The following is a 26,794-nucleotide window of genomic DNA, read 5'->3' on the forward strand; positions in this document are numbered from 1 at the left end:
GGGCCGTCAACGTCAGAACGTCCGCGCGATCGCCCGTGCCTCGTCGATCGCCCGGCTCCGATCGACCTTCCCGTCCGCACCGAACAACGTACGCTCGACGACGATTCCGGTGACGTCCGTCACGCCCACGAACTTGAGCCACGTTTCCATGTAAGGGCGCTGCAGATCGAACTCGGCGGCCGGCGTAAACGACCCCGGCGACTGGTAGGCGAGCCCGCGTGCATAGACCACCGCCGCCTTTTTGCCGACCAGCTTGCCGGCAAACCCCGCTGCGTCGAACGTGAACAACACATCCTTCTGCGAGATCACGTCGATCAGGTGCTTGAGCTTGTACGGAATACTGAAATTCCACAGCGGCACGCCGAACAGGAATTTGTCCGCTTCGTGGAACGGCGCCGCGAGCCGTTCGATCTGCTGCCACGCTGCCGCCTGCTCCGGCGTCAACGCCGTGCCGCTCAGCCCGGCATATTTCGCGGCCAGCGCGGCGCCGTCGAATTCGGGCATCGGCAGATCCCAGATATCGAGCTTCCGAATCTCGTGATCGGGATGGGCATGCCGGTACGCGTCGAGAAACGCATCGCACACCTCGATGGACGCCGAATAAGCCTTGTTGGGTGAGCCTTCGATATAGAGTACGCGTGTCATGGCACCGGTCCTTGCCAAGGGTGACGACGGCGCGCCCGATGCGCGCTCGCCCACCGCGCTTCACAGCCTATCCGGCCGGCCTATAATCGGGAAACGATATTAATTGATCAAATTAACCCGGATTGGTGATGAATGAATCCTCCTCTCGACACGGCGCTGCTTCATACCTTCGTTGCGGTTGCCGACGTGCGCAGCTTCACCCGCGCCGGGCGGCGGCTGAACCTCAGCCAGTCCGCGGTCAGCGCGCAGATCGTTCGCCTCGAGGAACAGGTCGGGCAGGCGCTGCTCGTGCGCAATACGCGCAGCGTGACGCTGACCGCGCATGGCGAGACGCTGCTCGGCTACGCGCGGGCGATGCTCAACCTGAGCGAGGAAGCACGGGCCAGGCTGGGAACGGGTGACGCCGTCGACGTCAAGCTGCGGATCGGCGTGTCGGAGGACTTCGCAGGCGGCTGGCTTGCGGACCTGATGCGTCGCCACGGCGCCGCGCGGCGCGGGCTGCGGCTGGATCTGGTCGTCGACATCGGCGACAGCCTGTTTCGACGGCACGCCAACGGCGAATTCGATCTCGTGATCGGCAGCCGGTGCTCGCACTCGGGCCACGGCACGACGTTGTGGCGAGAGCCGCTCGCCTGGGCGTTCGCGCGCCACGAGCCGCTTCCGGAAGGCGACGTGCCGCTCGCATGCTTCCCCGATCCGTGCCCGTACCGCGGCGCCGCCATCAAGGTGCTCGCGCTGGCCGGCATGCGCTACCGGATCGCATGCGAAAGCCCGAGCGTGACCGGCATCCGGACCTTCGCACGGGCCGGCATCGCGATCGCGCCCGTGCCGCGCAGTGCGATCGACGACACGCTCCGCGAATTGGGCTTGCCCGAAGGCTTGCCGGCGCTGCCGGAGATGGAATTCGTGATGATGCACGACGCGCGGATGCCGGCGGCCGCCGAATTCGCCGCGACGATTCTGGACGAGACGGCTGCGCGCGCGGGCGCGGGCAAGGCTAGTCGCAAGCGTCGCCGCCGGGCGTCCACGACGCCCCCGCCCCGCTCGAATCGCTGACGCGAACTACGGTCGAATCACCTCGAAACGCAACCCGGCATGGCGAACCAGACGCTCGATATAGCGTTCGTCGAACATCGTCGCGGGCGTCCAGAAGCCGCCGCCGCGCCCGGTCTTCACGCCGTCGCGGTGGCTATCGAGCGCGAGACCGATCGCGGCCTGGCCGAGCATCTTGCCGGTGGAGCCGTAGCCGGGATCGCGATCGCCGGTGACTTTCACACGCAAGGTACGCCCGTCGTCGGCGCGGCCGAAGAAGCGCAAATCGTAGCGGCCGGCCTGCTGGGCGTCGATGCTCGGCCCCTCGCCCGGCTTCGGCAGCAGGAAGCGCTCCATCAGGCCGCGCAACGGCCCGACGAGGACGCCGACCATGAATGCGCCGAGGCCCGCCACCATCGTCAGCGCGATCATGCGCCCCTTCAGGCCCGTGCCCGTCATCACGGCTTCGTCATAGGTGAAGCGGCTGCCGTACGCATTGTCCGCCAGCGCATTGGAGCGGTGAACGACGCGCTCGTTGATCGCCGCCATCACGAACGGCGCGATCCACGTATCGCAATCGCGATCGAATTCGGCGGACCGAACCGCATGCTGCCGCACCGTGAAACCATGCCGTTGCGGACACAACGAATAAGGATCGAGCAGTTCCCGACGCAACGCCGGATCGGCCGCCGCTTCGCGCACGACGTTGATCACGCTGGCCACGGTGCCCCCCGACGCACCGCCCTTCAACGTTTTGACGCGCATTTTCACGTGCGCGGCCGGTTCGCCCCACTGCCGCCGCGCCTGTTGCTGCAGGAAGAAAACACCCATGTCGGACGGCACCGAATCGAAGCCGCAGCAATGCACGATGCGCGCGCCCGATTGCCGGGCCGCGGGCTCGTACCTGTCGATCATCCGCCGGATCCACTGCGTCTCGCCGGTGAGGTCGCAGTAGTCGGTGCCGGTTTGCGCGCAGACCCGGACCAGCGGCTCTCCGTACAGCGCGTAAGGGCCGACGGTGGACACCACCACCCGCGTTTGCGCGCACAGCGCCCGAAGCTGCGTTTCGTCGGCCGCGTCGGCGACGATGATCGGCACGGATTGCCCGGCCGCGCCGAGCGTATCCCGGACCTGCCTGAGCTTCGCGTCGGACCGGCCCGCGATCGCCCAGCGCAGCGTGTCGCCGGCACCGGCGGTCGACAGATAGTCGGACAGATAGCGGGCCAGGATCTGTCCGACGAAACTGGTCGCGCCAAATACGACGAGATCGTAGGTCGGTTGCGGCATGGACGACTCCTTCCGTGCGCGCACGTCGCACGCATCGGTATCGTTAGCATGGCTTTCCGGGTTCATCGAAGGCCCTCGAAGGCGTCGGCAGATTCAGGACCAGTTGAGCATCCGCGACCACGTCGAGACGCATGATCGTGGATGCGCCGAGCCCGTCGAGCAACTGGCTGAGCGGCCCACCGTGCCGCGCCAGCTCGACGTTGCGCGGCAACAGGCGCTGCGCGAACGACAGCATGTTGGTCTGTACCGACGACTCGTGCCATTCGCCGTCGATACGATTGACCATCGTCGTCGTCCCCATGTGCGATTGCGACGGGACGCGGGTCAGCGCCGGCAGCGGCACGCTGACGCTCAGATCCGGCCGGCCGTCCGGTCCGGCGATACGCGCGCGGGCCGTCGCACCGACGTTCACGTCGATCTCGGCGAGCCACTTGGGCAACTGATAGCCGTGCACGCCGCGCACCCGCGCGATTTCCGTCGTGACCGGCAGCGCCAGTACGTGTGCGAAGAAACTCCGGCGCCGCATCGAGTCGATCAGCTCGAGCGCGTGCGAGCCTTTCGCGCCGGGCCGGCGGATGACCACCGCGACGGATACTTCGTCGTACGGATCGTTGTCGCACACCGCGTACGAAAAGAACGTCAGCGCGACGAGCCCGTATCCGCGGAACGCCCGCAGCGGTTCAAGCGGGATCGGCAGCGTGGTCCGCAGGCGTTCGAGCGGCGCGAGGAACAGCAGTTGAATGCTGCTGGAACGGTAGTAAAAGTTCGGCGCCCAGATCGGGCCGACCCGTGAAGCGACCTGACGCTTCGGAATCCGCCGGAAAAAATCGATGTTCCCCGCTGCGGGATCGCGCGCCACCGCGTCCAGGTCCGGATTCATCCGGAACCGGTCGTAGTACCCGCCCTCGGGCACGTCGACCGTGTGCGGCCCGAATTCGACCTGTGTAAAACGCCTGTCCATGTCCGTTGCCTCTCGTCGATGATCGACCGTGGCAGGCGAGATCCGAAGCCTGCCGATGCGCTGCCGTCAGCAAGCACTCTAAGCTTCAAGTCGACTTCAAGGTCAAGGCGACGAGTAGAGGAATATGTCGGACTGCGGTGGCGCGGCCCGATGGCCGCAGCGGTTTCGTCGCCGGATCATCGGGCCGGCGGGCGCGGTCAATCGAGCTCGCGAAGAAAATCGGGCACCACTTCCCCGATCGAGGCCAGATACGCGGCCATCGCCCCAGCCACTTTCCGCACCGCTGGGCGCGCCGTCATCCGGTTACGCCATGCGAGCAGGTTGGGCGTCTCGCCGGTCATCGGCGCCCCCTTGCGCGCGCCGAACAACTGCGCCATGTAGAACGCGATATCGGCATAGGAATAGGTACCGGCCAGAAATGCGCGATCCGCGAGCACATGCTCCATGCGCCGATAGTATCGTGCCGCTTCTGCGCGTGCGGCCTGCGCCGCCGGATCGTCCGGCATAGCTTCGAGACCCATCAGCCGGACGATGTGCGGAAAATAGATTTCGTCGCTGCAGTGTTCGAGTTGACGCGCAACGGCGCGTGCCGCCGGGTGCACCGGCCACAATGCAGGCTCCGGCTTCAGGTCCTCGAAATACTCGAAGATCTGCGTGGAATCGAAAATCTCCAGCGCGCCGTCGATCAGCACCGGCACCTGGCGCTTCGGGTTGATCCGCAACACATCCGGATGCGTGGGGTCGTAGCCGCGCTGCTGGCTGAACGGCGCCATCGCCAGCTCGAAATCGATGCCTTTCTCGTGCGCCGCAATCTCGACCTTGGCGCCGAACATGCTCAGCGGTCCTGAAATGATTTTCATGATGGGGTGTGTTCGCGTCGACGGAACGAATCGGAGACGCGGCAAAGCATAAGCCTGAAAACACGACATCCTGTGTCATGTATTTGCGGTAACGTACCGTGTATGAAAGCGAGCCGCCTGTTGTCGATCATGATGATGCTGCAAGCGCGCGGCCGGATGACCGCGCCCGCGCTGGCCGAAGCGCTAGAGGTGTCCGAGCGCACGATCCTGCGCGATATCGACCAGTTGTCGACGGCCGGCGTGCCGATCTGGGGCGATCGCGGCCGCAACGGCGGCTTTCAGTTGCGCGACGGCTGGAGCACCGATCTCACGGGGCTCACCGAGCACGAGGCGCATGCGCTGATTCTCGCGGGCCTGCCCGGCCCGGCGAGCGAACTGGGCCTCGACGGCATGGCAACCTCGGCACGGCTGAAGATGATCGCCAGCCTGCCGCCGGGCGCACGCGAACGGGCCGATCGCGTCGCGAGCCGGCTGCACGTCGATACCTTGGATTGGTATCGCGCGCAGGAAACGCCGGAATTTCTGCGCGAAGTCGCCGATGCGGTGTGGGGTGCGTACCGTATCGACGTGAAGTACCAAAGCTGGCGCGGCGTGTCCCGGCACGCGCTCGAGCCGCTCGGCCTCGTGCTCAAGGGCGGCGCCTGGTACCTGGTTGCCGCGGTAGTCGGCAAGGCCGGCGCGCTCACCTTCCGGCTGGCGAACGTCCTCGAACTCGAAGCGACGCACCGCCGTTTCAGGCGCCCCGCGCGATTCGATCTCGCCGCGCACTGGCGTGACGCGATGAGCCGGTACGAGGCCGATCTCCATCGGCTGACCGCCCATGTCGCCGTGTCGCCGCGCGCCGAAACCTGGCTGGCCAACGCGCGGATCGAGGCCGCACCGGTATCGCAGGACGCCGGCGGCCCGGATGTCCCGGCGGGGTGGAAAGCGTTCCTGATGCCGATCGAATCGATCGAGCACGGCGCACGCAAGCTATTGGGGTACGGCGCACAGGTGAAGATCCTCGGGCCTCAGGCGCTCAAGGATCGATTCGTCGACGAGTTGTCGCAGTTGAAAGCGCTTTATCGGCCGGACGACGATTGACGCACCGCGATCGGCCCACCGTCGACGGCGTTCGCTTATAGTGCCGATTGCCCATTCGACGAGGAGAACAGCCATGAAACTGCAGGCCAGCGGTCCGTTCGAAGTGAAGCTGAATCCGGAACCCCTGAGTCACGTCGCGGAACACAGCGGGCTCGGCCGCATGTCGCTGGACAAACATTTTCATGGCGATCTGGAAGCCGTCAGCCACGGAGAAATGCTCGCGTTTCGCAGCAGCGTTCAGGGTTCGGCCGGCTACGTGGCGATGGAAACCGTCGAAGGCGTGCTCGGCGGACGCAAGGGCAGATTCGTCCTGCAGCACAGCTCCACCATGACGCGCGGGCAGCCGACGCAGTCGATCACGGTCGTGCCCGATTCCGGAACGGACGAATTGCTCGGCCTGTCCGGCGCGATGCGCATCGACATCGACGACGGCCGGCATACGTACCGCTTCGACTACGCGTTGCCGGACGCGCCGCAATAATCCCGCACGTCACGCGAGCGCCGCGTCGCGCAGACGGAACTGCGCGACCGCGGCGCTCAACCGCGAGCCCTGTTCGTCGAGCGACAGCGCCGCGGCCGCCGCTTCCTCGACCAGCGCGGCATTGCGCTGCATCGTCTGCTCCATCTGGATCACCGCGGCGTTCACCTGCTCGATGCCCGACGACTGCTCGTCGAATGCCTGGCTGGTTTCGCCCATGATCGCGTTCACCCGCTCGACCGCTGCGACGAGCTCGGCCATCGCCGAGCCGGCCGCCGCGACGAGGCCGCTGCCGTCTTCGACGCGTCGCGCGGAATGGCCTATCAGGTCGCGAATTTCCTTCGCCGCGGCTGCACAGCGCTGTGCGAGCCCGCGCACCTCGGTGGCGACGACCGCGAACCCGCGCCCCTGCTCGCCCGCGCGCGCGGCTTCGACGGCGGCGTTCAACGCGAGGATGTTCGTCTGAAACGCAATGCTCTCGATCACGCCGACGATGCCGGAGATGCGCGTGGAGCTGTGCGAAATCTCCGACATCGTCTCGACGACGCGCTGCATCGCTTCGCCGCCACGCGACGCGATGCCGGCCGCGCCCTCGACGTACGTGCGCGCGTCGCGCGCGTTGTCCGCGTTCTGGCGCACGGCCGCCGTCAGTTGCTCGACGCTCGCGGCCGCCTGCTGCAGCGACACGGCCTGCTGCTCGGTACGCGCGGACAGGTCGACGTTGCCGCTCGCGATCGTGCGCACGTCGCCGACGATCGTCTCGGTGCTCGCGCGCACCTGGCTCACCGTATCGACGAGGCCGTCCTGCATCCGCTTCAGCGCATTCAGCAGATACGCCATTTCATTCTCGCCCGGGACGACGACGGCGCCGGTCAGGTCGCCTTTCGAAATTTTTTCGAACTGCTCGACCGCGAGATTGATCGGCTCGATGATCGCCTTCGCAAGCACGCGCTGGGCCAGGAACCCGACGACGAGCGCCAGCACCGCGACCGCTCCCATCCCCCACACGATCCGGTGGAAATGCCTGCCGGCCGCATCGTAGCGGGCCTTCTGGCGCGTGACCTGGAACGATTCGAGCGCGTCGATCGCCGCCTGGTAGGCGGCGAACAACGCCGGCGGCGCGGTGCGCTGCGTGTCGAGGAAGTTGAACGCGTCGTCGCCGTCGAGCTGCGACAGCGCCTTCAGGAACACCCGGTCGAGCAGTGTGCGCCGGCGGTCCTGCAGCGTGTCGAACAGCGCCTGCTCGCCGGCGTCGCGCGCATGCAGGCGCGTGTATGCATCCAGTTCATCGTTGCTCTGCTTGAGCAGCGTGTGAAGTTGCGCGACCTCCTCCTTCGCGGGCTGGCCGGCGCTGATGATCTGCGCGACGTCGCTCATGCGTTCGCGCAGCACCAGCATCCGCTCGGAGCTGGTCTTCAGGTGCAGCAGCGACGCGGTGTCGTCGCGGTACATCGCCTCGAGCGAGCCGTTGCCGATGTAGAGGGCCGCGATGCAGGCGCCGACCACCAGCACGAGCAGCACGGTATAACCGGCGATGGTCGCGACGAGTCCACCACGGATAGTGAGTTGTTTTCGCATGACGTTCCCTTGAGCCGGCCGGGCACGGCCAGCGGCGGAGGTGAATTCCGGAACACGAACGACGCGCGCCGTGGCGCAGTACCGGCGCGGGGCTGCGAACGGGTTAACGGCTCGGGGAACGGGCGGCTTTTATCCGCATGCGACGCGAATCTTGACGATTGCGACAGAGGGGGGGAACCGAGGCAGCGCGACTAGCCGCCGTCGCCGAGCCTCGCGCGAATCTCGTCGGCCGACAGGTCGCGCTGGTGCGTGGCGATCTGCCAGACGTTTCCCCACGCGTCCTTCACCATCGCCCGCCGGTCGCCGTACGGCATGTCGGCGGGCGCTTCGAGCGGGATCGCTTGCGCCGCGAGCGCCCGTCGATAGGTGGCGTCGGTGTCCTGGACATACACGTACAGAAACGCCGGCATCGGATCGCGCAGGCCGTCTCCGCCGCTGACCATCACGACGGAGTCGCCGATCCGGATCTCGGCAGGCAAACCGGCACGGCATTCGCCTTCTGCGTCGAACACCGTGCGGATGAAGGCGACCAGGTTGCGCGGATCCGGCACGACGATCCGCGGCGTGACGGTATGCCATCCATCGGGTTGAAATGGAGCCATGATGTGCGACCTCCGACGAGATTTCAGGCTGGATTGTCCTCCTCGAACGGCAACCTGCAAAGCGGGCGCGCGGTATCGACCGCGAACGTTTCCGTGCATCGCTTCACGTGTCGGCCTCGTAAAACAGGCCGTATTCGCCGTTCGTTCGCCCGATTCGCGCGAACCCGGGTTCCCCCAGATGCATGCCGGCGATCAGCAGCCCTTCCGAGCTGGCCCGGTCGAGCAGTCGCGCACGCGTCGCCGCCGCCTGCGACGCATCCTGGTCGAACGCAATCGAGACGTCCGGCCGCTTGATCTGGATGTGCGGGAAATGCACGATATCGCCCCACACGAGCAGGCCCTGATCGCCGGATTCGAGCACATAGCCGGTATGTCCGTCGGTATGCCCCGGTAGCGGGATCGCAGCGATTCCGGGCAGCACCTCGCCTTCGTCGAAGGTCCGAAGCGCGTCGCCGTAAGCGTCGAATGCCTGACGTGCGATCCGGAAATTGCCGCGGGCGCGCTCGCTGGCGCGGCTCAGATTGCCGTCGTCGCGCCAGAACGCGACCTCGCGTCGATGCGCGAGCAGCTCCGCATTCGAAAACGCAACGTGTCCGGCGGCATTCGTCAGCCCGCCGATGTGGTCGGGATGGGCGTGCGTGAGCAGAACCGTGTCGATCTCGGCAGGATCGATGCCGGCCAGCCGTAAGTTGTCCTGCAGACGGCCGCCCCATTGCCTGATGCCGCCGGCTCCTGCATCGACGAGCATCGTGCGGCCCGCGCCGCGCACGACGTAGCAGTTGATATGCACGGCGGACGGCGCCTGCTGCCCGGCCGCGCGCTGCATGCCGGCAGCGTCGGCCACGTCGATATTCGACAGGAAATCGAGGCTGGCCGTGAGGTAGCCGTCGCTGATCGCGGTGATCGTGAAATCCCCGACACGCTGACAGGGAAACGTAACGTTGGACATCATGCTTCTCCGGTGCGGCTAGTTTCGCGCGTGAAGGTTCGGCACGGCATGACCGAAACAGCGGATGCGCGCCGTCAGCCCCGTGCGGCGAACGACGGCGCGATCCAGCGCTTCCATGAACGCGTCCATGACCGCGGGCGGACGGAACGATTCCACGCGATACCGGATTTCCGCGAAAACGGGATGCCCGCAGCCGTGCCGAACCGCCACGTAAATGACGTGGACGTTCCTGACTTCTGCCTGAAGGACACGCGTACAGAGTTCGATGCAGTCGCCGGAAAGTTCGGCGAGGCGCGCGTCGGGCGGCATGCGTTCCGCATCGATATGGAAAGTCACGTTAGGCATCGCCGCGCTTCTTCGTCAGTTGCATCGTCATCGGTGCGTACAGGTCAAGGCCGGCCGGTACGTCGTCGACGAGCGGGGCATCGCTCCGGGGGAGTACCGCGAGCCAGCGGCGCGCCGGAAACCGCTCCAGTGCAACGGCCTCCATGGCCAGCGGCTTCAGGCCCAGTTCGATCAGCGGGCCGGGGCCGCTGTCGCTCAGCACGAGCAGTTCGTCGGCGTCGACCGCCGGCGCATGATCGATATCGCCGTAGAGATTGCGGTGCCAGTCGGTGATGTGCTGCTGCCAACGCGCGAAATTGCCGCCGCCTTTCCGTCGATATTCATCGCCGGTCAGCACGTCGAGACCGTCGATCGTGTGAATGGCCAGATAAACGGGGCAGCCGCCGCTTATCGCCCTGAAGCGCTGCGACGTGTGAAAGCCGGCGACCGAGATGAGGGCCGGCAGCTTGTCGTCGCTGTAGAAATCGTTCCATTCGGCTTCGCTGGCGGCGTCGGCGAAGCTGCATTCGACGGTATAGATCATTGGATCGTCCTTCGTGACGAGTGAGCATCCTGCACCTCGAATACGGGATATTCAGTGCAGTGACGTAATGCTAATCTGCTGTCTTTCACACAGATATCGACTTAAAGTCAGCCTTCAGTGACATTTGATCAAGCTGACCGTCGAACGCACCCCGACCGGCGAAACCCACGATGCGACGCAAGATCCCCAGCAATTCCGCGCTCCTGGCCTTCGAGGCGGCGGCCCGACACGGCAGCTTCGCCCGCGCCGCCGACGAGCTGGCGCGCACCGAAGGCGCCGTCAGCCGCCAGATCGGCCGGCTGGAGGCGTTCCTCGGCGTGACGCTGTTCGAGCGCGTCGGCAACCGCGTGCGGCTTGCGCCCAACGGCACGCGATACGCAGTGCAGGTGCGCGAGATTCTGGATCGGCTGGAACGGGACAGCCTGTATCTGATGGGGCAGCCCGTCGAAGGCGCGAGCATCGACATCGCCGCGATCCCGACCTTCGCGACCCGCTGGCTGATTCCGCGGCTGAAGCGCTTTCAGGCGCGCCATCCGAACGTCACCGTGCACATCGCCGAACGGATGGAACCGTTCCTGCTGGCCGGCAGCGGGTTCGACGCCGCCATTCATTTCGACCATCCCGCGTGGGCCGGCATGCATCTGCATCCGCTGCTGGAAGAGGTGCTGGTGCCCGTGTGCAGTCCGGCGCTCATCGAAGGCGTTGGCGCGAATCCGTCGCTGGATGCGCTGCCGCGCCTTCATCGGCGACAGAATCCGGATGCGTGGCAGGCCTATGCGCAGGAAACCGGCATCGTGCTGACTAATCCGGCGATCGGCCCGCGATACGATCTTCATTCGATGCTGATCGAGGCCGCGCTGGCCGGTCTGGGTGTCGCACTGGTGCCGCGCCTTTACATCGGGACGGAACTCGAGCAAGGGCGGCTGGTCGCGCCCTGGCCGGACGGCAAGGCGGTGACGAAAAACTTTTGCCTCGTGCTTCCCGAGCCGATCGAATTGAGCGCGGCGCCGGTGCGGGCGTTTGCGGAGTGGTTGCTGGACGACGCGCGGGACGCGGCGCGTTGATGCCGTTGCGGTGGATTTCGGCAAGTTTGCGTAACGCAAAGGGAGCGCGGCAAAGGAACCGCATCCGCCGACACGTCGAACCGCTCCACCACCCCGCTAATCCAGGTACGGCTTCAATACGCCCCCGATCCAGTCCATGAAAGCCCGCACGCGCGGCGAAAGATTGCGCCGATGCGCGACGACGAGCGACGCGGCAAGCGGCTCGGGACGCAAGTCCGGCAACACCTCCACGAGCGCGCCGCTTTCGAGGTGATGCGCGAGCGCCGAATAGCCGGCCTGGATCAGCCCGATGCCCGCCAGCCCCGCCGCGTGATAGGTCTGCACGCTGTTGACCTGCATCGCGCTGGGCAACGGCAACCACGCATAGCCGTCGCCATCCGGATATTCCCATCCGGGATGCCGCGCGCCGAGCGTCAGCGTGTAGTGGATCATCTTGTGCCCCTGGCTGTGCAGATCGGCGAGCGTATGCGGCACGCCATGCCGCGCGAGATAGGCAGGGCTCGCCGCATTCGTCATGCGCAGCTTGCCGAGCGGCCGGGCAATCAGCGTCTCGTCGGCGATCGGGCCCAGCCGGATCACGCAATCGAACCCTTCCCGAACGAGATCGACACGCCGGTCGGTGCTGGACAGCTCCAGCTCCAGATCCGGATGCGCGGCCATCAGTTGCGGCAGCGCCGGCACCACGACGCTGCGCGCCAATTCCGTGGGCATGTCCACGCGCAACCTGCCGCGCAGCGACGCGCCGCGCCCCGAGAACATCGACTGCAATTCCTGCACTTCGGCGAGCAGGTCGGTCGCACGCGCATAGAACGCGCGGCCGTCCTCGGTGAGCTGTACGCGCCTCGTGGTCCGATGCAGGAGTGCGACACCCATGTCCCGTTCGAGCGCACGGATGACCGTGGATACCCGTCCCTTCTGAATGCCGAGGCTTTCGGCGGCACGCGTGAAGCTCGCCATTTCGGCGACACGGGCAAAAATCAAAAGCGCATCAAGGTTCTGCATTGTTCATCCGGAAAGTAACGGAACGTTCAATCTGTCGTCGTTTATAACCCGATTGCGGCTCGGTAGAGTGGCTTCCCACGTCGTCTGAACGACAACCCGAACGAAAGGAAACCATCATGGATCAACTCTCCCCGCCGGCAAAAACGGTCGTCGTCTACCACTCCGGCTACGGCCATACGCAACGGATGGCCGCCGCTGTCGCGGACGGCGCCGGCGCCGCGCTCGTCGCGATCGACGCCGACGGCAACCTCGCCGACGACGCGTGGCACACATTGGCCGACGCCGACGCGATCCTGTTCGGCTCGCCGACCTACATGGGCGGCCCGAGCTGGCAGTTCAAGAAGTTCGCGGATGCGTCGTCGAAGGTCTGGTTCGAAAGCGGATGGCAGAACAAGGTCTTCGGCGGCTTCACCAATAGCGCAAGCCTCAACGGCGACAAGCTCAATACGCTCGAATACTTCTTCCTGCTGGCCGCACAGCATGGCGGCATCTGGGTCAGCATGGACATCAAGCCGGCCAATCTGAAAGCGTCGGCGCGCGACGACCTGAACCGCATGGGCGCCTACATCGCGCCGATGGCGCAAACGCCGGCCGATGCGTCGCCGGAAGAGATGTCGCCGGGCGACCTCGAAACGGCCCGCCGCTATGGCGCACGCGTCGCGGCGATTGCCGGACAGTTGCGGGCCGGCACATCACGCGCCAACTGACATTCCGACGTTCGTGCGGGGCGCCACCGGCCCACGCCTCGTATTGTGTCCGGCCGATTCCGAAGGGCGCAACAATGAAATACAAGCAATTGGGCCGCACCGGCCTGTACGTCTCCGAGCTGTGCCTCGGCACGATGACGATGGGCGGCAACGCGGATGCCGGCATGTGGGCGGCGATCGGCGCGGTCGGCCAGGACGATGCGAACCGTCTGATCGCCCGTGCGCTCGACGCCGGCATCAACTTCATCGACACTGCCGATATTTACTCGTTCGGGCAGTCCGAACGCGTGGTCGGGCAGGCGCTGCGCGACCTCGGCGTCCCGCGCCACGAGATCGTGCTGGCGACGAAGACAGCCGGTGTGATGGGTGCGGGTCCCAACGACCAGGGCGCGTCGCGCGGTCACATCATGGATTCGGTGCAGCGAAGCCTGGAACGGCTCCAGGTCAACCATATCGACCTGTACCAGATTCACGCGAGCGACCCCGTCACGCCGATCGAGGAGACGCTGCGCGCGCTCGACGATCTGACGCGACAGGGGCTGGTCCGTTACGTCGGCGTGTCGAACTGGCGGGCGGGCAAGATCGGCAAGGCGCTCGGCCTGAGTGCCGCGCTTCACGCCACGCGCTTCGAGACGCTCCAGGCCTACTACTCGATCGCCGGGCGCGACGTGGAGCGCGAGCTGGTTCCGCTCGCCGTCGACGAGCAAATGGGGCTGCTCGTCTGGTCGCCGCTCGCCGGCGGATTGCTGACGGGCAAGTTCGGCCCCGGCGCGTCGACCGAAGCAGGTTCGCGGCGCGGTCATTTCGATTTTCCGCCGGTCGATCCGGATCGGGCCTGGCCGTGCGTGGCGGAGATGCGCGCGATCGCCGGCGCGCACGGCGTCTCGGTCGCGCGGATTGCGCTCGCGTGGTTGCTCGCCAGGCCGGCCGTCACCAGCGTCATCATCGGCGCCAAGCGGATCGATCAGCTCGACGACAATCTCGGCGCGGTCGACGTCGTCCTGACCGACGAAGAACTGGCGCGCCTCGATGCCGTGAGCGCGTTGCCGCCGTGCTATCCCGGCTGGATGATCGCGCGTCAGGAAGCGGGCAGGATTCCCGGGCCGTTCACACGCACCACGGCGCAATAGGACCGGCGGCACTTCATCGGCGGTTCGGCACGGGCGGTGCCGAAACCGCCCGTGTCGAACAGGCCATGCCTGCGATGCGCGCTTACATCCGGTAGTCCGGTTTCTTGTACAGCGTTGCGGAACGCGCCGCAATATCCGGACGATAGACTTTCTCCTTCCACTTGTCCGACGGAATTTCCTCGAAGCCGACTGATAGGGATTCCTCACCATAACCGACTATCTCCATCACATCGCGCGTGATGGCGTCCGCCAGACGCTGCTTCTGCTCCTCGGTTTTCCCGGGCCAGGTTTCTCCGAATTCGACGATCGCTCCTGCGTCGCGCATCACTTCGGAAACACGCCCCGGCTCATCGCATCGAGCTGCCTGACGATCTCGGCGCGCAAGTCGGCCGATACGTCGACGCTGTCGAGCAACTCCGAAATCCACAACCCGTCGGCCGCGAGCCGGCAAATCATCAGCGTCGCGGCCTGCTCGAGCGGCACCGGGTCGGGCCGCGTCCATTCGCGCATCGGCACCGACCATCGCGCGCGCGTGTCCGTCTCTGTGATCATCGACGCGACCAGCACGCGCAGCACGTCGGTACTCGCGGCCGGATTGGCCGCATCGAGCACCGCATGCAGATACGCGCGCGCCGCCGCGCCGCCGCCGTCGGAATCCGCCGCGAGCCGCGCGGCCAGTTGCGCGCCGAACCGCTCGGTCGCCTGCCCGAACAGCGCGTCCAGTAACCCCTGCTTGTTCGCGAAGTGATATTGCAGCGCGCCTTTCGTCACACCGGCACGCTCGGCCACCGCATCGAGCGTCAACGCGGCCACGCCGTGATGCGTCGCGATCTCCGACGCGGCCGCCAGCAATTGCGCGCGCACCTGATCCGGCGCTTTTTTCCGCCGCACGCCGGTCGCGGCGGTAGCCAGCGGCGCCGCTGATCCTTCAGAGGCCCGTGCAGCGGGCGTTTCAGCCGGTTCGACGGGCGCGGACACGTCGCGCGGCGCGGGTTCGAGGCGTTTTTTCATGGTGCGGATGGTAGCACCGCACGTCTCGATATAAACATTCCGTCTGGATGGTATGATCCGCCGCATGAACAAATCGGCCCCCTCTCCCTGGTCCACGCTCGACACTGCCATCGCCCGTGGACGCGACGCACTCGTGCGCCTTCAGCAGCCCGACGGCAGTTGGTGTTTCGAACTCGAATCCGACGCGACGATCACCGCGGAATACATCCTGATGATGCATTTCATGGACCGGATCGACGACGTGCGCCAGGAGAAGATGGCGCGCTACCTGCGCGCGAACCAGCGGCTCGACACGCACGGCGCATGGGACCTGTACGTCGACGGCGCGCCGGACGTGTCGTGCAGCGTGAAGGCGTATTTCGCGCTGAAGGCGGCCGGCGACAGCGAACAGGCGCCGCACATGGTCCGCGCGCGCGATGCGATCCTGAAGCTCGGCGGCGCGGCACGCTCGAACGTGTTCACGCGCATCCTGCTCGCGACGTTCGGTCAGGTGCCGTGGCGCGCGACGCCGTTCATGCCGGTCGAATTCGTGCTGTTCCCGAAGTGGGTGCCGATCTCGATGTACAAGGTCGCGTACTGGGCGCGCACGACGATGGTGCCGCTGCTGGTGCTGTGCTCGCTGAAGGCGCGGGCGCGCAATCCGCGCAACGTCTCGATCCGCGAGCTGTTCGTCACGCCGCCGGACGAAGAGCGCCGGTACTTCCCGCCCGCGCGCGGCATGCGTCGGCTGTTCCTCGCACTCGACCGCACGGTCCGCCATATCGAACCGCTGATACCGAAGCGCCTGCGGCAGCGCGCGATCCGGCATGCGCAAGCGTGGTGTGCGGAACGGATGAACGGCGAGGACGGGCTCGGCGGCATTTTCCCGCCGATCGTGTACAGCTACCAGATGATGCAGGTGCTCGGCTACCCGGACGACCATCCACTGCGGCGCGATTGCGAAAACGCGCTGGAGAAGCTGCTGGTCACGCGGCCGGACGGCAGCGTGTATTGCCAGCCGTGCCTGTCGCCGGTGTGGGATACCGCGTGGAGCACGATGGCGCTCGAGCAGGCGCGCGGTGTCGCGGCGCCGGAAACCGGCGAGTCGGCCGGCGCGCTGCGCGAGCTCGATGCACGCATCGCCCGCGCGTACGACTGGCTGGCCGAACGGCAAGTGAACGACCTGCGCGGCGACTGGGTCGAGAACGTCCCGGCCGACGTCGAGCCGGGCGGATGGGCGTTCCAGTACGCGAACCCGTATTACCCGGACATCGACGACAGCGCGCTCGTCACCGCGATGCTCGATCGGCGCGGCCGTACGCGCCGCCACGCAGACGGCACGAACCCGTATGCATCGCGCGTCACGCGCGCACTGGACTGGATGCGCGGGCTGCAATCGCGCAACGGCGGCTTCGCGGCGTTCGATGCGGACTGCGACCGCATGTACCTGAACGCGATCCCGTTCGCCGATCACGGCGCGCTGCTCGATCCGCCGACCGAGGACGTATCGGGCCGCGTGCTGCTGTGCTTCGGCGTGACGAAGCGCGCGGAAGACCGCGCGTCGCTCGCGCGCTGCATCGACTACGTGAAGCGCACGCAGCAGCCCGACGGCAGCTGGTGGGGCCGCTGGGGCACGAACTACCTGTACGGCACGTGGAGCGTGCTGGCCGGCCTCGCGCTCGCAGGCGAGGACAAGTCGCAGCCCTATATCGCACGCGCGCTCGACTGGCTGCGCGCACGGCAGCATGCGGACGGCGGCTGGGGCGAGACGAACGACAGCTACATCGACCCGAAGCTGGCCGGCACGAACGGCGGCGAGAGCACGTCGAACTGCACCGCGTGGGCGCTGCTCGCGCAGATGGCGTTCGGCGACTGCGAATCCGATTCGGTGAAACGCGGCATCGCGTATCTGCAGTCGGTGCAGCAGGAAGACGGCTTCTGGTGGCACCGTTCGCACAATGCGCCGGGCTTTCCGCGCATCTTCTACCTGAAGTATCACGGCTATACCGCGTACTTCCCGCTGTGGGCGCTCGCGCGCTACCGGCGGCTGGCCGGCGCCGCCGCGGCGGCGCCGGCTGCCGTCGAAGCGGACGGCACAGCTATCGCTTGAACGACCACGCGCTCGATCGCGCTGCGCGCGTCGAAACCCGGCGGAAACGAGACGAACGATTCGTCGCGCAGGTCGGCCCGCCGCGCGACGCACGCGGCCGCATGCGGGACGGGCTCGGCGACTTCGACGTGGTGCGGTCTTGCGCCCGGCGAGACGATCGGCCGGATCAGACGAAACCCTCTTCGACCAGCGTGCAGCCATGGGCCGTGATCTCGTGCCGCTGGCCCGAGCCGCCGACCACGCGGCTCCAGCTCTCGGACACGAGCACCGCGGCATCGCCGTCGGTGCGCAGCGCGTAACCGAATCCGCTGTACATGCTCATTTCCCGACGCGGCGGGCACGGCGACCTTACCGCCCGTCGCCGAGCGATCCGAGGATCCGGTAGGCAACTTTCACGCGGTCCTCGATCGGCACGCTGCCGTTCGCGAGCATCACGATCGCGATCCGCTTCGCGGGAACGAACGCGACATACGTGCTGAAGCCGCCGGTCGAACCCGTCTTGTTGATCCAGGTCGCAGGGTTTGGCGCAAGCGGCGGCTGGATCGCGCTGGCCGGCACCGCATCGAACAGCATCTTCGGCGCATTGCCCGCGAGCAGCGTGGGCAGCGCGACCGGGTACGGATACTGTTCCCAGATCAAATCCTGCGTCAGCGGGCCTGCGCGGAAGTAGCCGGTATGCGTGCGTTCGATCGCGCGCTGCAGGCGCGGCGCGGTCTGGATCATCCCCATGTTCGCCTGCACGAAGCGCAGCAGGTCGGCCGCCGTGGTCCGCACGCCGTACGCCGGCTGCCACAGCATGCCTTGCGTCATCCGGGTCGGCTTGCCGTCCTTCGTGTAGCCCTGCGCATAGTCGGCCATGCGCGCGTCGGGCACGTCGATGTAGGTATGCGTCATCCCGAGCGCGGGAAAGAGCCGCTGCTCCATCAGCGTCGCGAAATCCTGGTGCATCGCCTTTGCGGTGAGCCAGCCGAGCATGCCGATCGCGACGTTCGAATACTTGCGCTGCGTACCAGGCGCATAGTCGGGCCGCCACGCGTCGAGATAGCGGATCAGGCCCGCGTCGTCGCGAATGCTGTCCGGTACCTGCAGCGGCGTCCCGCCGGGCGTGTGCGTGCCGAGCTGGAGCAGCGTCACGACGCCGAACGGCTTGCCCTGCACCTCGGGCAGATATTTGGCCACGGGGTCCGCGAGCGACAATTCGCCGCCCTCCTGCGCGTCGGCGGCGAGCGTCGCGGTCAGCGTCTTGCTCACCGAACCGATTTCGAACAGCGTGTCGCCGGTCACCGGCTTGCCGGTTTGCTTCGACATCACGCCGTAGTCGAACACGTAGGGCTTGCCGCCGGCGACGATGCCGACCGCCATGCCGGGGATCGCATACTGCTTCATCAGCGGCGCGATATGGCGGGTGACGGTGTCGTGGAGGTCGTCCTGCGTGACGGCGGCCGCACGACCGGCCGCGGCGGTCGCGCATGCGGCGACGAACAGGGTCGCGGCGAAGCGTGTCGCATTGAATCGCATGAGTGCGGTTCCTTTCGATTCCAGATGGTTGCATGGACAACAGATCTGGCCGCGCCGCGCGGAGCGGACGGCGGCCGGCCTGTCGAAGCAGGACTATCCGCTACCGCCCGGCCGCCAACAATCGACGATATGTTGCGCGAGCCGAAAGAAAAACTTATGAGGTACGTGACATGCCGGACGGGGCCGCGACTCCGTCGGCGCCGCATGCCTGTTTTTTCAGGAAAACCGGCCGGTTTTGACGGCATCGAATCCGGCGGCGCATGGCGCCGCATCGACAATCGGCGAAAAGCTCGTCGGCGGCCCGTGCGTGCGTCACCCCGGCAGCCGGTCGAGAAACGCCAGCATCGCCGCGTTGAACCGCGCGGGCCGCTGCAGCGGCGCGAAATGGCTCACGCCGGGCAGGATCGTCAGCGTCGCGCCGGGGATCGTTCGTGCGAGGTACGCCGCATGCTCGGGCCGGATGAATTCGTCGTGCTCGCCCTGCACGATCGCAACCGGCACGGCGATCGCCGCGAGATCCTGCGCGCTGTAATTCGGTTGCGTGCGCATCATTTCGCTGACGGCGGCCACGAACGCGTCGAACTGGTCCGGTGTCGCGGACAGTTGCGCATAGTCCTTGCGATGTCGCGCGAAACAACGGTCGATCAGCGGGCTCGGCACCATGTCCTTCGTGCCGCCCGGATCCATGTTGCACGCGAAGAAGAACACGCCGGCCGCGCGTTCCGGTGCGCGGGCAGCCAGCACGAGCGCGATGCATGCGCCGTCGCTCCAGCCGACGAAGCGCGCACGGTCGACCTGCAGCGCGTCGAGCACGGCCAGCACGTCCGATGCCATGCGTTCGTACGAATAGGGTCGGTCGTCGCGCGTGCTGCGGCCGTGGCCGCGACTGTCGATCACGATCGCGCGATAGCCGGCCGCGAGCAGCGCCGGTACCTGGTTGCCCCAGTTGCCGCCATGGCCGAGGCCGCCGTGCAACAGCACGACCGCCGGCCCCTGGCCGAACGACGCATGCCGGATACGCGCGCCGTCGTGGTCGATCCATCCTTCGGCATCGGCCGCCGGCAGCGGCGTGCCGCCGTGCGCGTCGAAGCGACGGAGTTCGTCGTCGTCGAATTCCGCATTCATCGTTCAGTCGTCCTCGAGAAGGAGACGCGCTTGCGATTGTAATGCGTGCGGCCGACGCCGCCGTCGCCGTCGCCGTCGCCGCTCAGGCCTGCGTCGACACCAGCCCGCCCGACGGCGAGCCGCCGGATTTTTCGAGCGCCGCGGCAAGTTGCGAGATCGCCGTCGCCAGCGCGGCTGAAATCGCGCTGGCTTCCGCACTCAGCGACTGCTGTTCGATGGCCGCAGCCGGGTCGTCCTTTGCGCGCTGGGCCGCGGTGGCCATCTGCCGCTCCAATGTCGCGAGCTGCTTTTGCAGCCGCTCGATCAGCGCCTTCAACTGGGCGACTGCCGGGTCTTGCGACGATGCGCCCGCCGTGCCGGGCGCGGCGCCGGCGGCGCCCGTCGAATCCTTCGTGCCGGTGGTGCCGGTCGAACCCGTGGCACCGGTCGCCCCCGTCGCGCTCGCGGCATCCGTCGCGGCGGGCAGGTTCGCGGTCACACCGCTGTCCCCGAGCGGGGATCGCGGAGTCGTGGAGAAATCGATCTGCATCGTGTCGGTCCGTGTGTCGTGTCGGTAAACGAAATGACAGGGCGGAAATTGCCTTTCAATTGTTTACGGCATTCATCACACGAAACTTGAATATCGGGGCCGCGTGGATTGCTCGACGATGACCGCAATTGATCGCGAAAGGGCCAGATTGGCGGCACGATGGCGCTGGTAAAATCGGCGCTTCGTCGGCGCGGAGCGCGCATGTCGGATGTCTATTCCAGACCCGACCGCGTGATATCGCCGGCTTCGACTCCCGGCCGGCATGCAACATGTGCCGGCGCCGCCACCGCGGCTTCCCGGGTCGCCTTTTCCGTCGCCTGCGTGCACGCCTCGCTCACCGCTCAAGCGGCAAACGCCGCGCGGCACGCATTCACTTCATCACGCATTCGAGGAACAAACGATGGCCCGCATCGGCGCCTTCTGCATCACGACGTGGCTCGCCGCCGCGATTCTCTACTTCGGCCAGCACTCCGTCGCGATGATCGTGCTCAGCGGTGTCGTGGTATTCGGCGGGTTCGATCTGCTGCGTCCGTGACCGCGCGGCCGTGCTGCCCGGTGCGGCCGTATCGGGCGCTTCATTCCCCGGCATTCTCGTGCACGCGTCGCCGGCTTGCGCGATCGACAACGCTTCGTCGAGCCGCGCGACGATGTTTTCCGCCATCTCGTGGCCGATCGACAAGCCGTGAGTGAACAGCGCCTGCGATGGCCCGTCAGCGCGGCAGCGTCCTCAACGAAGACGGCCCGCCCGTCAGCGCGATCCGCTTGCCCGTATCGCGCAGCTTGCCGCCCTCGACTGCATACAGCGCAAGCTGCCGTTCGACGTTGAACTGCACGATCACGTGCCGACTGTCGGCGGTAAACACGATACCCTGCGCGGCTTCGCCGCCCGGCGCCTCGCTCACCTTCACGGCCTGCCCGTCGCGGATTTCGAACAGCAGTACCTTGCCGAGCTTGTGGCGGCCCGGGTTGTCGGCCGTCAGGTTCGAGCCGTCCATCGCCTGCACGGCGATCCACTTGCCGTTAGGCGAAATCGCGACGCCTTCCGGCAGCGACGGCACCGTCAAATACTGGACCGTGCGGAACGGCACGCGCGATACGTCGATCAACGCGACCGAATCGGCGTCGCCCGCGAGCGTGCCGGCGTAACCCGGCAGCCCGGCGAGCCCGACGTTGCTGACGACGGCCCAGCGGTTGTCGCTCGACACGTCGATCGTGTACGGCGCAACGCCCGTGCTCAAGCGCGTGCCGCTGTCGGTTACCTTGCCGTCGTCGACGTTCAGCACTGCGATGCCCTGCTCGTCACGCAGCGACACGAGCGCATGCTTGCCGTCGTGCGTGAAGCTGATCCCGGCCAGCCGCTTCTTGCCGATTTTCAGGGTGCCATCGAGCGTCACGTGCGTGCCGTCGATGCGCAGGATCGATACGCTGCCGTCGACGTTGGCGACGAGCGCGAGCCGGCCCGAGCGGTCGATCGCGATCCCTTGCGGATGCGTGCCGAGCTCGACGCGCGTAATCGCGGGCGGCACGGTGTCGAGACTCACGACCTGCAGGAACGTGTCGAGCACGAGCTGCTTCGCGGCCGTGTCATAGCGCGTCGGCGCACCGACGAGCGCGAGCTTCGCGTCGGGCGTGATCGCGACGGCCTGCGGCGGCCCCTGGATCCCGTTCTCGACGTCGACCTGCAGCGCGACCTTCGGCGGGAAGGTGCTCGCGTCGAGCAGCGTCAGCGTATCCGCGGGCGGAGACGGCAGATAGGTGTCGCGACCCTCGACGCGCTGGTACTTGCCGTCGTTGCCGGACACGATCCAGTCGGCGGCGTGTACGGCAACGGCCGTCGTGGCGAGGGCCAGCGCGGCGAGCAGGCGCGCGCTGCGCAGGCGGAAGGGATTCGAATGCATGGCGGTCGGTTCTCCGGATCGGTTGCGGACGCAATGGATTGCCCGACCCTGCTGCCCGACGGGCCGGCGCCATCGCATGATGCCCGAAAGCGCGCGCGCCCGGCGTCTTGCGCCCCTGGTTCCGTCAGCTCGTCGATCGTGCGATTGCCGACCAACATGAGCGACACGCGCGCACCACGACGACGGCTTTACCAATTGATTCGGCCTTCGAATCAATTTCCATGCACGTCGCGCTTCCCCATCGCACGACCGGCGACGCATCGCCGCGATCGTTCCCCACGGTAGACGCAATTATTTGATTGCTCTATACTCGCCTCAACTTCATCACAAAACGCATGATCTCGTGCGCAACGTGATGTCATTTCGCACTTCGGTGCGCATGCATCCGTTTCGCCACGTCAAAGGGGCCACCGGCCCCAGCGGTCGGCATCGAGCCGCCCGCATCCATGCCGCCTTCGCAAGGCGGCGCCCTGCTCGAACGCGCCTCGCCGTTACGGCGCCGCCGGGCTGAACCTGACAATCAGACGAACGCGTCGTCGCGTTCACCCGACCGCCAGCCGCATCTCGGTGCAGCCGGCAGCACTGTTTCCGTCAGTTCAATCGCGGCCATGCCGGGATCACGAACTTCCATCGCGACGCCATTCGGCGTCATCGCGGCGTGCGCGTGCGCGCGCCGCACCGGATTGAGGAGGCGTATCTTCATGACTCGACGCACTGTCCAACTGGTGGGCAGCCTGGTGGCAATCGTCGCAGCGGGATGGGCATTGGCGCGCGGCATCGGCGCCGAAACGTTCCATCAGCGCTCGGACGATCTCGCCTACTACGCGGGCCAGCACATGCTGCTGGTCGTCTATTCGATGACACTGGCCATCGCCGTCGGCGTGCCGGCCGGCGTGCTGCTGAGCCGGCCGCGATTCCGGCATCAGGCCGAACGCTTCATGCAGGTCTTCAACATCGGCAACACGATCCCGTCGCTCGCCGTGCTGGCCATCGCGCTCGGCATCTTCGGCATCGGCGACGTGCCCGCGATCGTCGCGCTGTTCCTCGCGTCGCTCCTGCCCGTCACGCGCAATGCGTACGAAGGCATGAAGAACGTGCCGGCCGCGCTGCGCGAAGCCGCCAAGGGCATCGGCATGACCGGCTGGCAGTCGCTGGTCCGCGTGGAACTGCCCCACGCGCTGCCGATCATCGTCGGCGGCGTGCGCACCGCGCTCGCGATCAATGTCGGGACGGCACCGCTCGCGTATCTGATCGGCGCGGACAGTCTCGGCTCGCTGATCTTCCCCGGCATCTACCTCGACAACCAGCCGCTGCTGCTGCTCGGCGCGTCGCTCACCGCGATCCTCGCACTGGTGCTGGACGGCGTCGTCGCAGCCGGCAGCCGTCACTGGCTCGCACGCCACGGAGGCGCCGCATGACGCTTCGACGCATCCTTCGATCGATCGCGCGGCTAGGCATCGCCGGCGCGCTGTGCGTCGCAGCCGGCACTCCGGCATTCGCCGCGAAGCTCGTGCTGGGCGCGAAGAACTTCACCGAGCAATACGTGCTGGCGGAACTCACGTCGCAATACCTGCGCTCGCGCGGCTATGACGTCGAAGTCCGCGCCGGCCTCGGCAGTACGCTCGCACGCAGCGCGCTGGAGAACGGCCAGTTCGACCTGATGTGGGATTACACGGGCACTGCGGCGCTCGTCTACAACAAGATCCAGGACAAGCTGTCGCCCGACGAAATGTACCGGCGCGTCAAGGCGCTCGACGTGCCGCGCGGGCTCGTGTGGCTCGATGCTTCGCCGCTCAACGACACCTACGCGATCGGCCTGCCGAGCCGGCTCGCGCAGGCTACCGGCATCCGGACGGTGTCGCAGCTCGCCGAGCACCTGAAGACCGATCCGGCCGCGAAGCATTACGTATTCGGCATGGACGCGGAATTCGCGAACCGTCCCGACGGCCTGAAGCCGCTGCTCGCCGCCTACGGCATGCAGTTCAGCCGCGCCCAACTGAAACAGATGGATCCGGGGCTCGTCTATACGGCCCTGCACAACGACCAGTTGCAGATCGGCCTCGTCTACACGACCGACGGACGCGTGAGGGGCTTCGGCATCGTGCCGCTCGAGGACGACAGGCACTTCTTCCCGCCGTACAACGCGACGCCCGTGGTCCGCAAGGCCACGCTGGAGCGCAATCCGAAGCTCGCGACGCAACTCAACGCACTGTCGGCCGTGCTCGACAACGACGCGATGCAGGCGATGGCCAAGGCGGTCGACCTCGACGGCCGATCGCCGCGCGACGTCGCCGATGCGTTCCTGCGCGCCCACCCGCTACCTTGAAGGAGGACCGATGAGCGTATTCGACTATCTCGCTTCGAGCTGGCCCGAGCTGCTGCAGCTCACGCTGCAGCACGTATGGCTCGTCGCGATCGCCGTGGGTTGCGCGATCGTCGCCGGCGTACCGCTCGGTATCCTGATCAATCGTCACGACTGGCTGGCCGGGCCGCTGCTCGGCCTCGCCACGCTCGTGCTCACGCTGCCGTCCATCGCGCTGTTCGGCCTGATGATCCCGTTCTTCTCGCGCTTCGGCCAGGGCATCGGCGCCGCGCCCGCGATCACCGCCGTGTTCCTCTACTCGCTGCTGCCGATCATGCGCAACACCTACCTCGCATTGCACAACGTGGATGCGGGAATCAAGGAAGCCGGCACCGGCATCGGCATGACGTCGTGGCAACGCCTGCGTCTCGTCGACTTGCCGCTGGCGGTGCCCGTGATTCTCGCGGGCGTGCGCACCGCCGTCGTGATGAACATCGGCGTGATGACGATCGCCGCCGTGATCGGCGCGGGCGGCCTCGGCACGCTGATCCTGCGTGCGATCGGGCAGAGCAGCATGATGAAACTACTGGTGGGCGCGGTGCTCGTGAGCCTGCTCGCGATCGTCGCCGACCGGCTGCTGCAGATGCTGCAACGTGCATTGACACCGAAGGGAGTGCAGAAGACATGATCGAACTCGACGAACTGACCAAGACCTTCACACGCAAGGACGGCCAGGCCGTGCGCGCGGTCGACTCCGTGAGCCTGTCGGTGCCCGAAGGGGAAATCTGCGTGTTCCTCGGCCCGTCGGGCTGCGGCAAGACCACCACGCTCAAGATGATCAACCGGTTGATCCCCGCGACGTCGGGCCGCGTGCTCATCAACGGCGAGGATACGGCGCAACTGGACGAAGTCGACCTGCGGCGCCACATCGGCTACGTGATCCAGCAGATCGGGCTGTTCCCGAACATGACGATCGAGGAGAACATCACCGTCGTGCCGCGCCTGCTCGGCTGGGACAAGAAGCGCTGCGCCGAACGCGCGCGCGACCTGATGTCGATGGTCGCGCTCGATCCGAAGCTGTACCTGAAACGCTATCCGCGCGAGTTGTCGGGCGGGCAGCAGCAGCGCATCGGCGTGATTCGCGCGCTGGCCGCCGATCCGCCCGTGCTGCTGATGGACGAGCCGTTCGGCGCGGTCGATCCGATCAATCGCGAATCGATCCAGAACGAGTTCTTCCAGATGCAGCGGCAACTGAACAAGACCGTGATCATGGTGAGCCACGACATCGACGAAGCGATCAAGCTGGGCGATCGCATCGCCGTGTTCCGGCGCGGCCAGCTCGTTCAGTACGATCACCCCGACACGCTGCTCGCCCGCCCGCGCGACGAGTTCGTCGCGCAGTTCGTCGGTCAGGACAGCACGCTCAAACGCCTGCTGCTCGTGAAGGCTGGCGACGCCGCGACGCAGCCCGAAACGGCGCGCGTCGATACGCCGCTCGCGCACGCGCTGGCGGTGATGGACGAAACCGACTGCCGCTACCTGACCGTGCTCGACGATGCGGGCCGGGCGCTCGGCTACGTGACGCGCCGCGCGGCACGCACCGACGGCGGCGTGTGCGGCGAACGCGTGACGCCGTTCCCGGCCGGCGTCGCAGCGGACGACAACCTGCGCATCGTGCTGTCGAAGATGTACCAGTACAGTGTGTCGTGGATGCCGGTGCTCGACGCCGACGGGGCATGGCTCGGCGAGATCACGCAGGATTCGATCGCCGCATACCTGAGCTCTGGCCGGTCGCGCCGGCAAACCGACCAGCCGCCGGGCAGTCCGGCCGATGCGGCGGCCGCGGTCGCCACGCCCTGAGTCGCGCCCGGGCCGGCGCTTCGTCGCACCGGCCTCGGGAAACGAACCGAATCGATGCCGCCCGTTGCAGAAAACGACGATCGTTTTCGTTTGGACCGCATCTAAAAATCGGTAGCCCGAAACGAATCACGAATTGAATTGAATCGACACGAGCGATCGGCTGTCGTACGGCCCGACGCCGCGCGAACTGCGCGAACTGCTCAAGCCGTGCTGCCG

General features: G+C 66.7%; 30 protein-coding genes and 1 pseudogene. 12 read left to right on the forward strand and 19 right to left on the reverse strand.

Translation table 11 applies throughout. The features are described 5' to 3' along the window. Positions 1-12: 12 nt before the first annotated feature. Positions 13-645, reverse strand: a complete 633-nt coding sequence (locus WT97_RS26790) for an FMN-dependent NADH-azoreductase (RefSeq protein ID WP_060354701.1) — start codon at positions 643-645, stop codon at positions 13-15. A gap of 132 nt (positions 646-777) precedes the next feature. Between WT97_RS26790 and WT97_RS26795 the strand changes: the two genes are divergently transcribed. Further along, on the forward strand, positions 778-1,701 hold the full coding sequence (locus WT97_RS26795; RefSeq protein ID WP_060354702.1) for a LysR substrate-binding domain-containing protein: 924 nt from the start codon (positions 778-780) through the stop codon (positions 1,699-1,701). Positions 1,702-1,707: 6 nt separating this feature from the next. On the opposite strand, the gene WT97_RS26800 is transcribed toward WT97_RS26795, so the two are convergent. The 3 genes from WT97_RS26800 to WT97_RS26810 form a co-directional block, all read right to left on the reverse strand. Continuing rightward, positions 1,708-2,964 carry a trans-acting enoyl reductase family protein gene (locus tag WT97_RS26800; protein ID WP_060354764.1) on the reverse strand — a complete coding sequence of 419 codons (1,257 nt, stop codon included), beginning with the start codon at positions 2,962-2,964 and terminating at the stop codon, positions 1,708-1,710. A 43-nt stretch (positions 2,965-3,007) separates the two neighbouring features. After that, complete coding sequence (locus tag WT97_RS26805; RefSeq protein ID WP_060354703.1) at positions 3,008-3,925, reverse strand: acetoacetate decarboxylase family protein; 918 nt, start codon at positions 3,923-3,925, stop codon at positions 3,008-3,010. A 197-nt stretch (positions 3,926-4,122) separates the two neighbouring features. Continuing rightward, positions 4,123-4,785, reverse strand: coding sequence for a glutathione S-transferase family protein (locus tag WT97_RS26810; RefSeq protein WP_060354704.1), 663 nt, complete (start codon positions 4,783-4,785; stop codon positions 4,123-4,125). Between the two features lie 102 nt (positions 4,786-4,887). Between WT97_RS26810 and WT97_RS26815 the strand changes: the two genes are divergently transcribed. Next, on the forward strand, positions 4,888-5,868 hold the full coding sequence (locus tag WT97_RS26815; RefSeq protein ID WP_060354705.1) for a YafY family protein: 981 nt from the start codon (positions 4,888-4,890) through the stop codon (positions 5,866-5,868). A 73-nt stretch (positions 5,869-5,941) separates the two neighbouring features. Next, complete coding sequence (locus WT97_RS26820; RefSeq protein WP_060354706.1) at positions 5,942-6,349, forward strand: DUF3224 domain-containing protein; 408 nt, start codon at positions 5,942-5,944, stop codon at positions 6,347-6,349. Between the two features lie 9 nt (positions 6,350-6,358). Here WT97_RS26820 and WT97_RS26825 read toward each other — a convergent pair whose 3' ends face one another. The 5 genes from WT97_RS26825 to WT97_RS26845 all read right to left on the reverse strand — a co-directional run bounded on the left by WT97_RS26825 (position 6,359) and on the right by WT97_RS26845 (position 10,343). Next, positions 6,359-7,924 carry a methyl-accepting chemotaxis protein gene (locus WT97_RS26825; protein WP_060354707.1) on the reverse strand — a complete coding sequence of 522 codons (1,566 nt, stop codon included), beginning with the start codon at positions 7,922-7,924 and terminating at the stop codon, positions 6,359-6,361. 191 nt (positions 7,925-8,115) lie between these two features. Beyond that, positions 8,116-8,526 (reverse strand): VOC family protein, encoded by a 411-nt coding sequence (locus WT97_RS35010; RefSeq protein ID WP_059790144.1) that lies wholly within the window; start codon positions 8,524-8,526, stop codon positions 8,116-8,118. A gap of 103 nt (positions 8,527-8,629) precedes the next feature. Next, complete coding sequence (locus WT97_RS26835; protein WP_060354765.1) at positions 8,630-9,475, reverse strand: MBL fold metallo-hydrolase; 846 nt, start codon at positions 9,473-9,475, stop codon at positions 8,630-8,632. An 18-nt stretch (positions 9,476-9,493) separates the two neighbouring features. After that, positions 9,494-9,820 carry a hypothetical protein gene (locus tag WT97_RS26840; RefSeq protein WP_034208937.1) on the reverse strand — a complete coding sequence of 109 codons (327 nt, stop codon included), beginning with the start codon at positions 9,818-9,820 and terminating at the stop codon, positions 9,494-9,496. Continuing rightward, positions 9,813-10,343, reverse strand: a complete 531-nt coding sequence (locus WT97_RS26845) for a hypothetical protein (RefSeq protein WP_059498720.1) — start codon at positions 10,341-10,343, stop codon at positions 9,813-9,815. The genes WT97_RS26840 and WT97_RS26845 overlap by 8 nt, the downstream gene beginning before the upstream one ends. A 170-nt stretch (positions 10,344-10,513) precedes the next feature. Between WT97_RS26845 and WT97_RS26850 the strand changes: the two genes are divergently transcribed. Further along, positions 10,514-11,407 (forward strand): LysR substrate-binding domain-containing protein, encoded by an 894-nt coding sequence (locus tag WT97_RS26850; RefSeq protein ID WP_060354708.1) that lies wholly within the window; start codon positions 10,514-10,516, stop codon positions 11,405-11,407. A gap of 96 nt (positions 11,408-11,503) precedes the next feature. Here the strand turns inward: WT97_RS26850 and WT97_RS26855 are convergent, their stop codons facing one another. After that, positions 11,504-12,409, reverse strand: a complete 906-nt coding sequence (locus WT97_RS26855) for a LysR family transcriptional regulator (RefSeq protein WP_060354709.1) — start codon at positions 12,407-12,409, stop codon at positions 11,504-11,506. A 116-nt stretch (positions 12,410-12,525) separates the two neighbouring features. On the opposite strand from WT97_RS26855, the gene WT97_RS26860 reads away from it, so the two are divergent. Together WT97_RS26860 and WT97_RS26865 are read left to right on the forward strand one after the other, a co-directional pair. After that, positions 12,526-13,116 (forward strand): flavodoxin family protein, encoded by a 591-nt coding sequence (locus WT97_RS26860; RefSeq protein WP_060354710.1) that lies wholly within the window; start codon positions 12,526-12,528, stop codon positions 13,114-13,116. A gap of 74 nt (positions 13,117-13,190) precedes the next feature. Continuing rightward, complete coding sequence (locus tag WT97_RS26865) at positions 13,191-14,246, forward strand: aldo/keto reductase (protein ID WP_060354711.1); 1,056 nt, start codon at positions 13,191-13,193, stop codon at positions 14,244-14,246. Between the two features lie 82 nt (positions 14,247-14,328). Here WT97_RS26865 and WT97_RS26870 read toward each other — a convergent pair whose 3' ends face one another. Continuing rightward, the gene (locus WT97_RS26870) at positions 14,329-14,571 is read right to left on the reverse strand and encodes a tautomerase family protein (RefSeq protein ID WP_060354712.1); all 243 of its coding nucleotides are present in this window, start codon (positions 14,569-14,571) and stop codon (positions 14,329-14,331) included. Next, positions 14,571-15,257 carry a TetR/AcrR family transcriptional regulator gene (locus WT97_RS26875; RefSeq protein WP_060354713.1) on the reverse strand — a complete coding sequence of 229 codons (687 nt, stop codon included), beginning with the start codon at positions 15,255-15,257 and terminating at the stop codon, positions 14,571-14,573. The genes WT97_RS26870 and WT97_RS26875 overlap by 1 nt, the downstream gene beginning before the upstream one ends. A gap of 52 nt (positions 15,258-15,309) precedes the next feature. Here WT97_RS26875 and shc point away from each other — a divergent pair, with 52 nt between their 5' ends. After that, positions 15,310-17,346: a squalene--hopene cyclase gene (gene shc / locus WT97_RS26880; RefSeq protein ID WP_060354714.1), complete on the forward strand. Its 2,037-nt coding sequence runs from the start codon at positions 15,310-15,312 to the stop codon at positions 17,344-17,346. Here the strand turns inward: shc and WT97_RS35235 are convergent. From WT97_RS35235 to WT97_RS26895, 5 genes and pseudogenes are all read right to left on the reverse strand, one after another. Then, a pseudogene (locus WT97_RS35235) lies at positions 17,340-17,468 on the reverse strand (LysR family transcriptional regulator); the annotation flags it as partial. The gene shc and the pseudogene WT97_RS35235 sit on opposite strands and share 7 nt — an antisense overlap. A 44-nt stretch (positions 17,469-17,512) precedes the next feature. Continuing rightward, positions 17,513-17,662 carry a hypothetical protein gene (locus WT97_RS34785; protein WP_257128563.1) on the reverse strand — a complete coding sequence of 50 codons (150 nt, stop codon included), beginning with the start codon at positions 17,660-17,662 and terminating at the stop codon, positions 17,513-17,515. Positions 17,663-17,694: 32 nt separating this feature from the next. Further along, positions 17,695-18,864 (reverse strand): class C beta-lactamase, encoded by a 1,170-nt coding sequence (gene ampC, locus WT97_RS26885; protein ID WP_060354715.1) that lies wholly within the window; start codon positions 18,862-18,864, stop codon positions 17,695-17,697. A 312-nt stretch (positions 18,865-19,176) separates the two neighbouring features. Next, positions 19,177-19,989 carry an alpha/beta fold hydrolase gene (locus WT97_RS26890; protein WP_060354716.1) on the reverse strand — a complete coding sequence of 271 codons (813 nt, stop codon included), beginning with the start codon at positions 19,987-19,989 and terminating at the stop codon, positions 19,177-19,179. 82 nt (positions 19,990-20,071) lie between these two features. Then, positions 20,072-20,518 (reverse strand): hypothetical protein, encoded by a 447-nt coding sequence (locus WT97_RS26895; RefSeq protein ID WP_060354717.1) that lies wholly within the window; start codon positions 20,516-20,518, stop codon positions 20,072-20,074. A 400-nt stretch (positions 20,519-20,918) separates the two neighbouring features. On the opposite strand from WT97_RS26895, the gene WT97_RS35015 reads away from it, so the two are divergent. Then, a complete protein-coding gene (locus tag WT97_RS35015; RefSeq protein WP_006767081.1) occupies positions 20,919-21,053 on the forward strand; it encodes a hypothetical protein in 135 nt (44 codons plus the stop codon). A gap of 175 nt (positions 21,054-21,228) precedes the next feature. Here WT97_RS35015 and WT97_RS26900 read toward each other — a convergent pair whose 3' ends face one another. Beyond that, positions 21,229-22,416 (reverse strand): beta-propeller fold lactonase family protein, encoded by a 1,188-nt coding sequence (locus WT97_RS26900; protein ID WP_060354718.1) that lies wholly within the window; start codon positions 22,414-22,416, stop codon positions 21,229-21,231. Between the two features lie 520 nt (positions 22,417-22,936). Further along, positions 22,937-23,131, reverse strand: a complete 195-nt coding sequence (locus WT97_RS26905) for a hypothetical protein (protein ID WP_257127588.1) — start codon at positions 23,129-23,131, stop codon at positions 22,937-22,939. Here WT97_RS26905 and WT97_RS26910 point away from each other — a divergent pair. The 4 genes from WT97_RS26910 to WT97_RS26925 are packed head-to-tail and all read left to right on the forward strand — an operon-like array spanning position 23,118 to position 26,578. Beyond that, complete coding sequence (locus WT97_RS26910; RefSeq protein WP_060037050.1) at positions 23,118-23,834, forward strand: ABC transporter permease; 717 nt, start codon at positions 23,118-23,120, stop codon at positions 23,832-23,834. The two genes, WT97_RS26905 and WT97_RS26910, sit on opposite strands and share 14 nt — an antisense overlap. Continuing rightward, positions 23,831-24,742: a glycine betaine ABC transporter substrate-binding protein gene (locus tag WT97_RS26915; protein WP_060354719.1), complete on the forward strand. Its 912-nt coding sequence runs from the start codon at positions 23,831-23,833 to the stop codon at positions 24,740-24,742. Before WT97_RS26910 ends, WT97_RS26915 begins: the two co-directional genes overlap by 4 nt. Before the next feature lie 10 nt (positions 24,743-24,752). Then, a complete protein-coding gene (locus WT97_RS26920) occupies positions 24,753-25,406 on the forward strand; it encodes an ABC transporter permease (protein ID WP_034208907.1) in 654 nt (217 codons plus the stop codon). After that, positions 25,403-26,578, forward strand: a complete 1,176-nt coding sequence (locus WT97_RS26925) for an ABC transporter ATP-binding protein (RefSeq protein ID WP_060354720.1) — start codon at positions 25,403-25,405, stop codon at positions 26,576-26,578. Before WT97_RS26920 ends, WT97_RS26925 begins: the two co-directional genes overlap by 4 nt. Positions 26,579-26,794 lie beyond the last annotated feature (216 nt).

It is taken from the genome of Burkholderia sp. MSMB1459WGS, from assembly GCF_001534535.1.
In the GTDB taxonomy this organism is placed as follows: Bacteria; Pseudomonadota; Gammaproteobacteria; order Burkholderiales; family Burkholderiaceae; genus Burkholderia.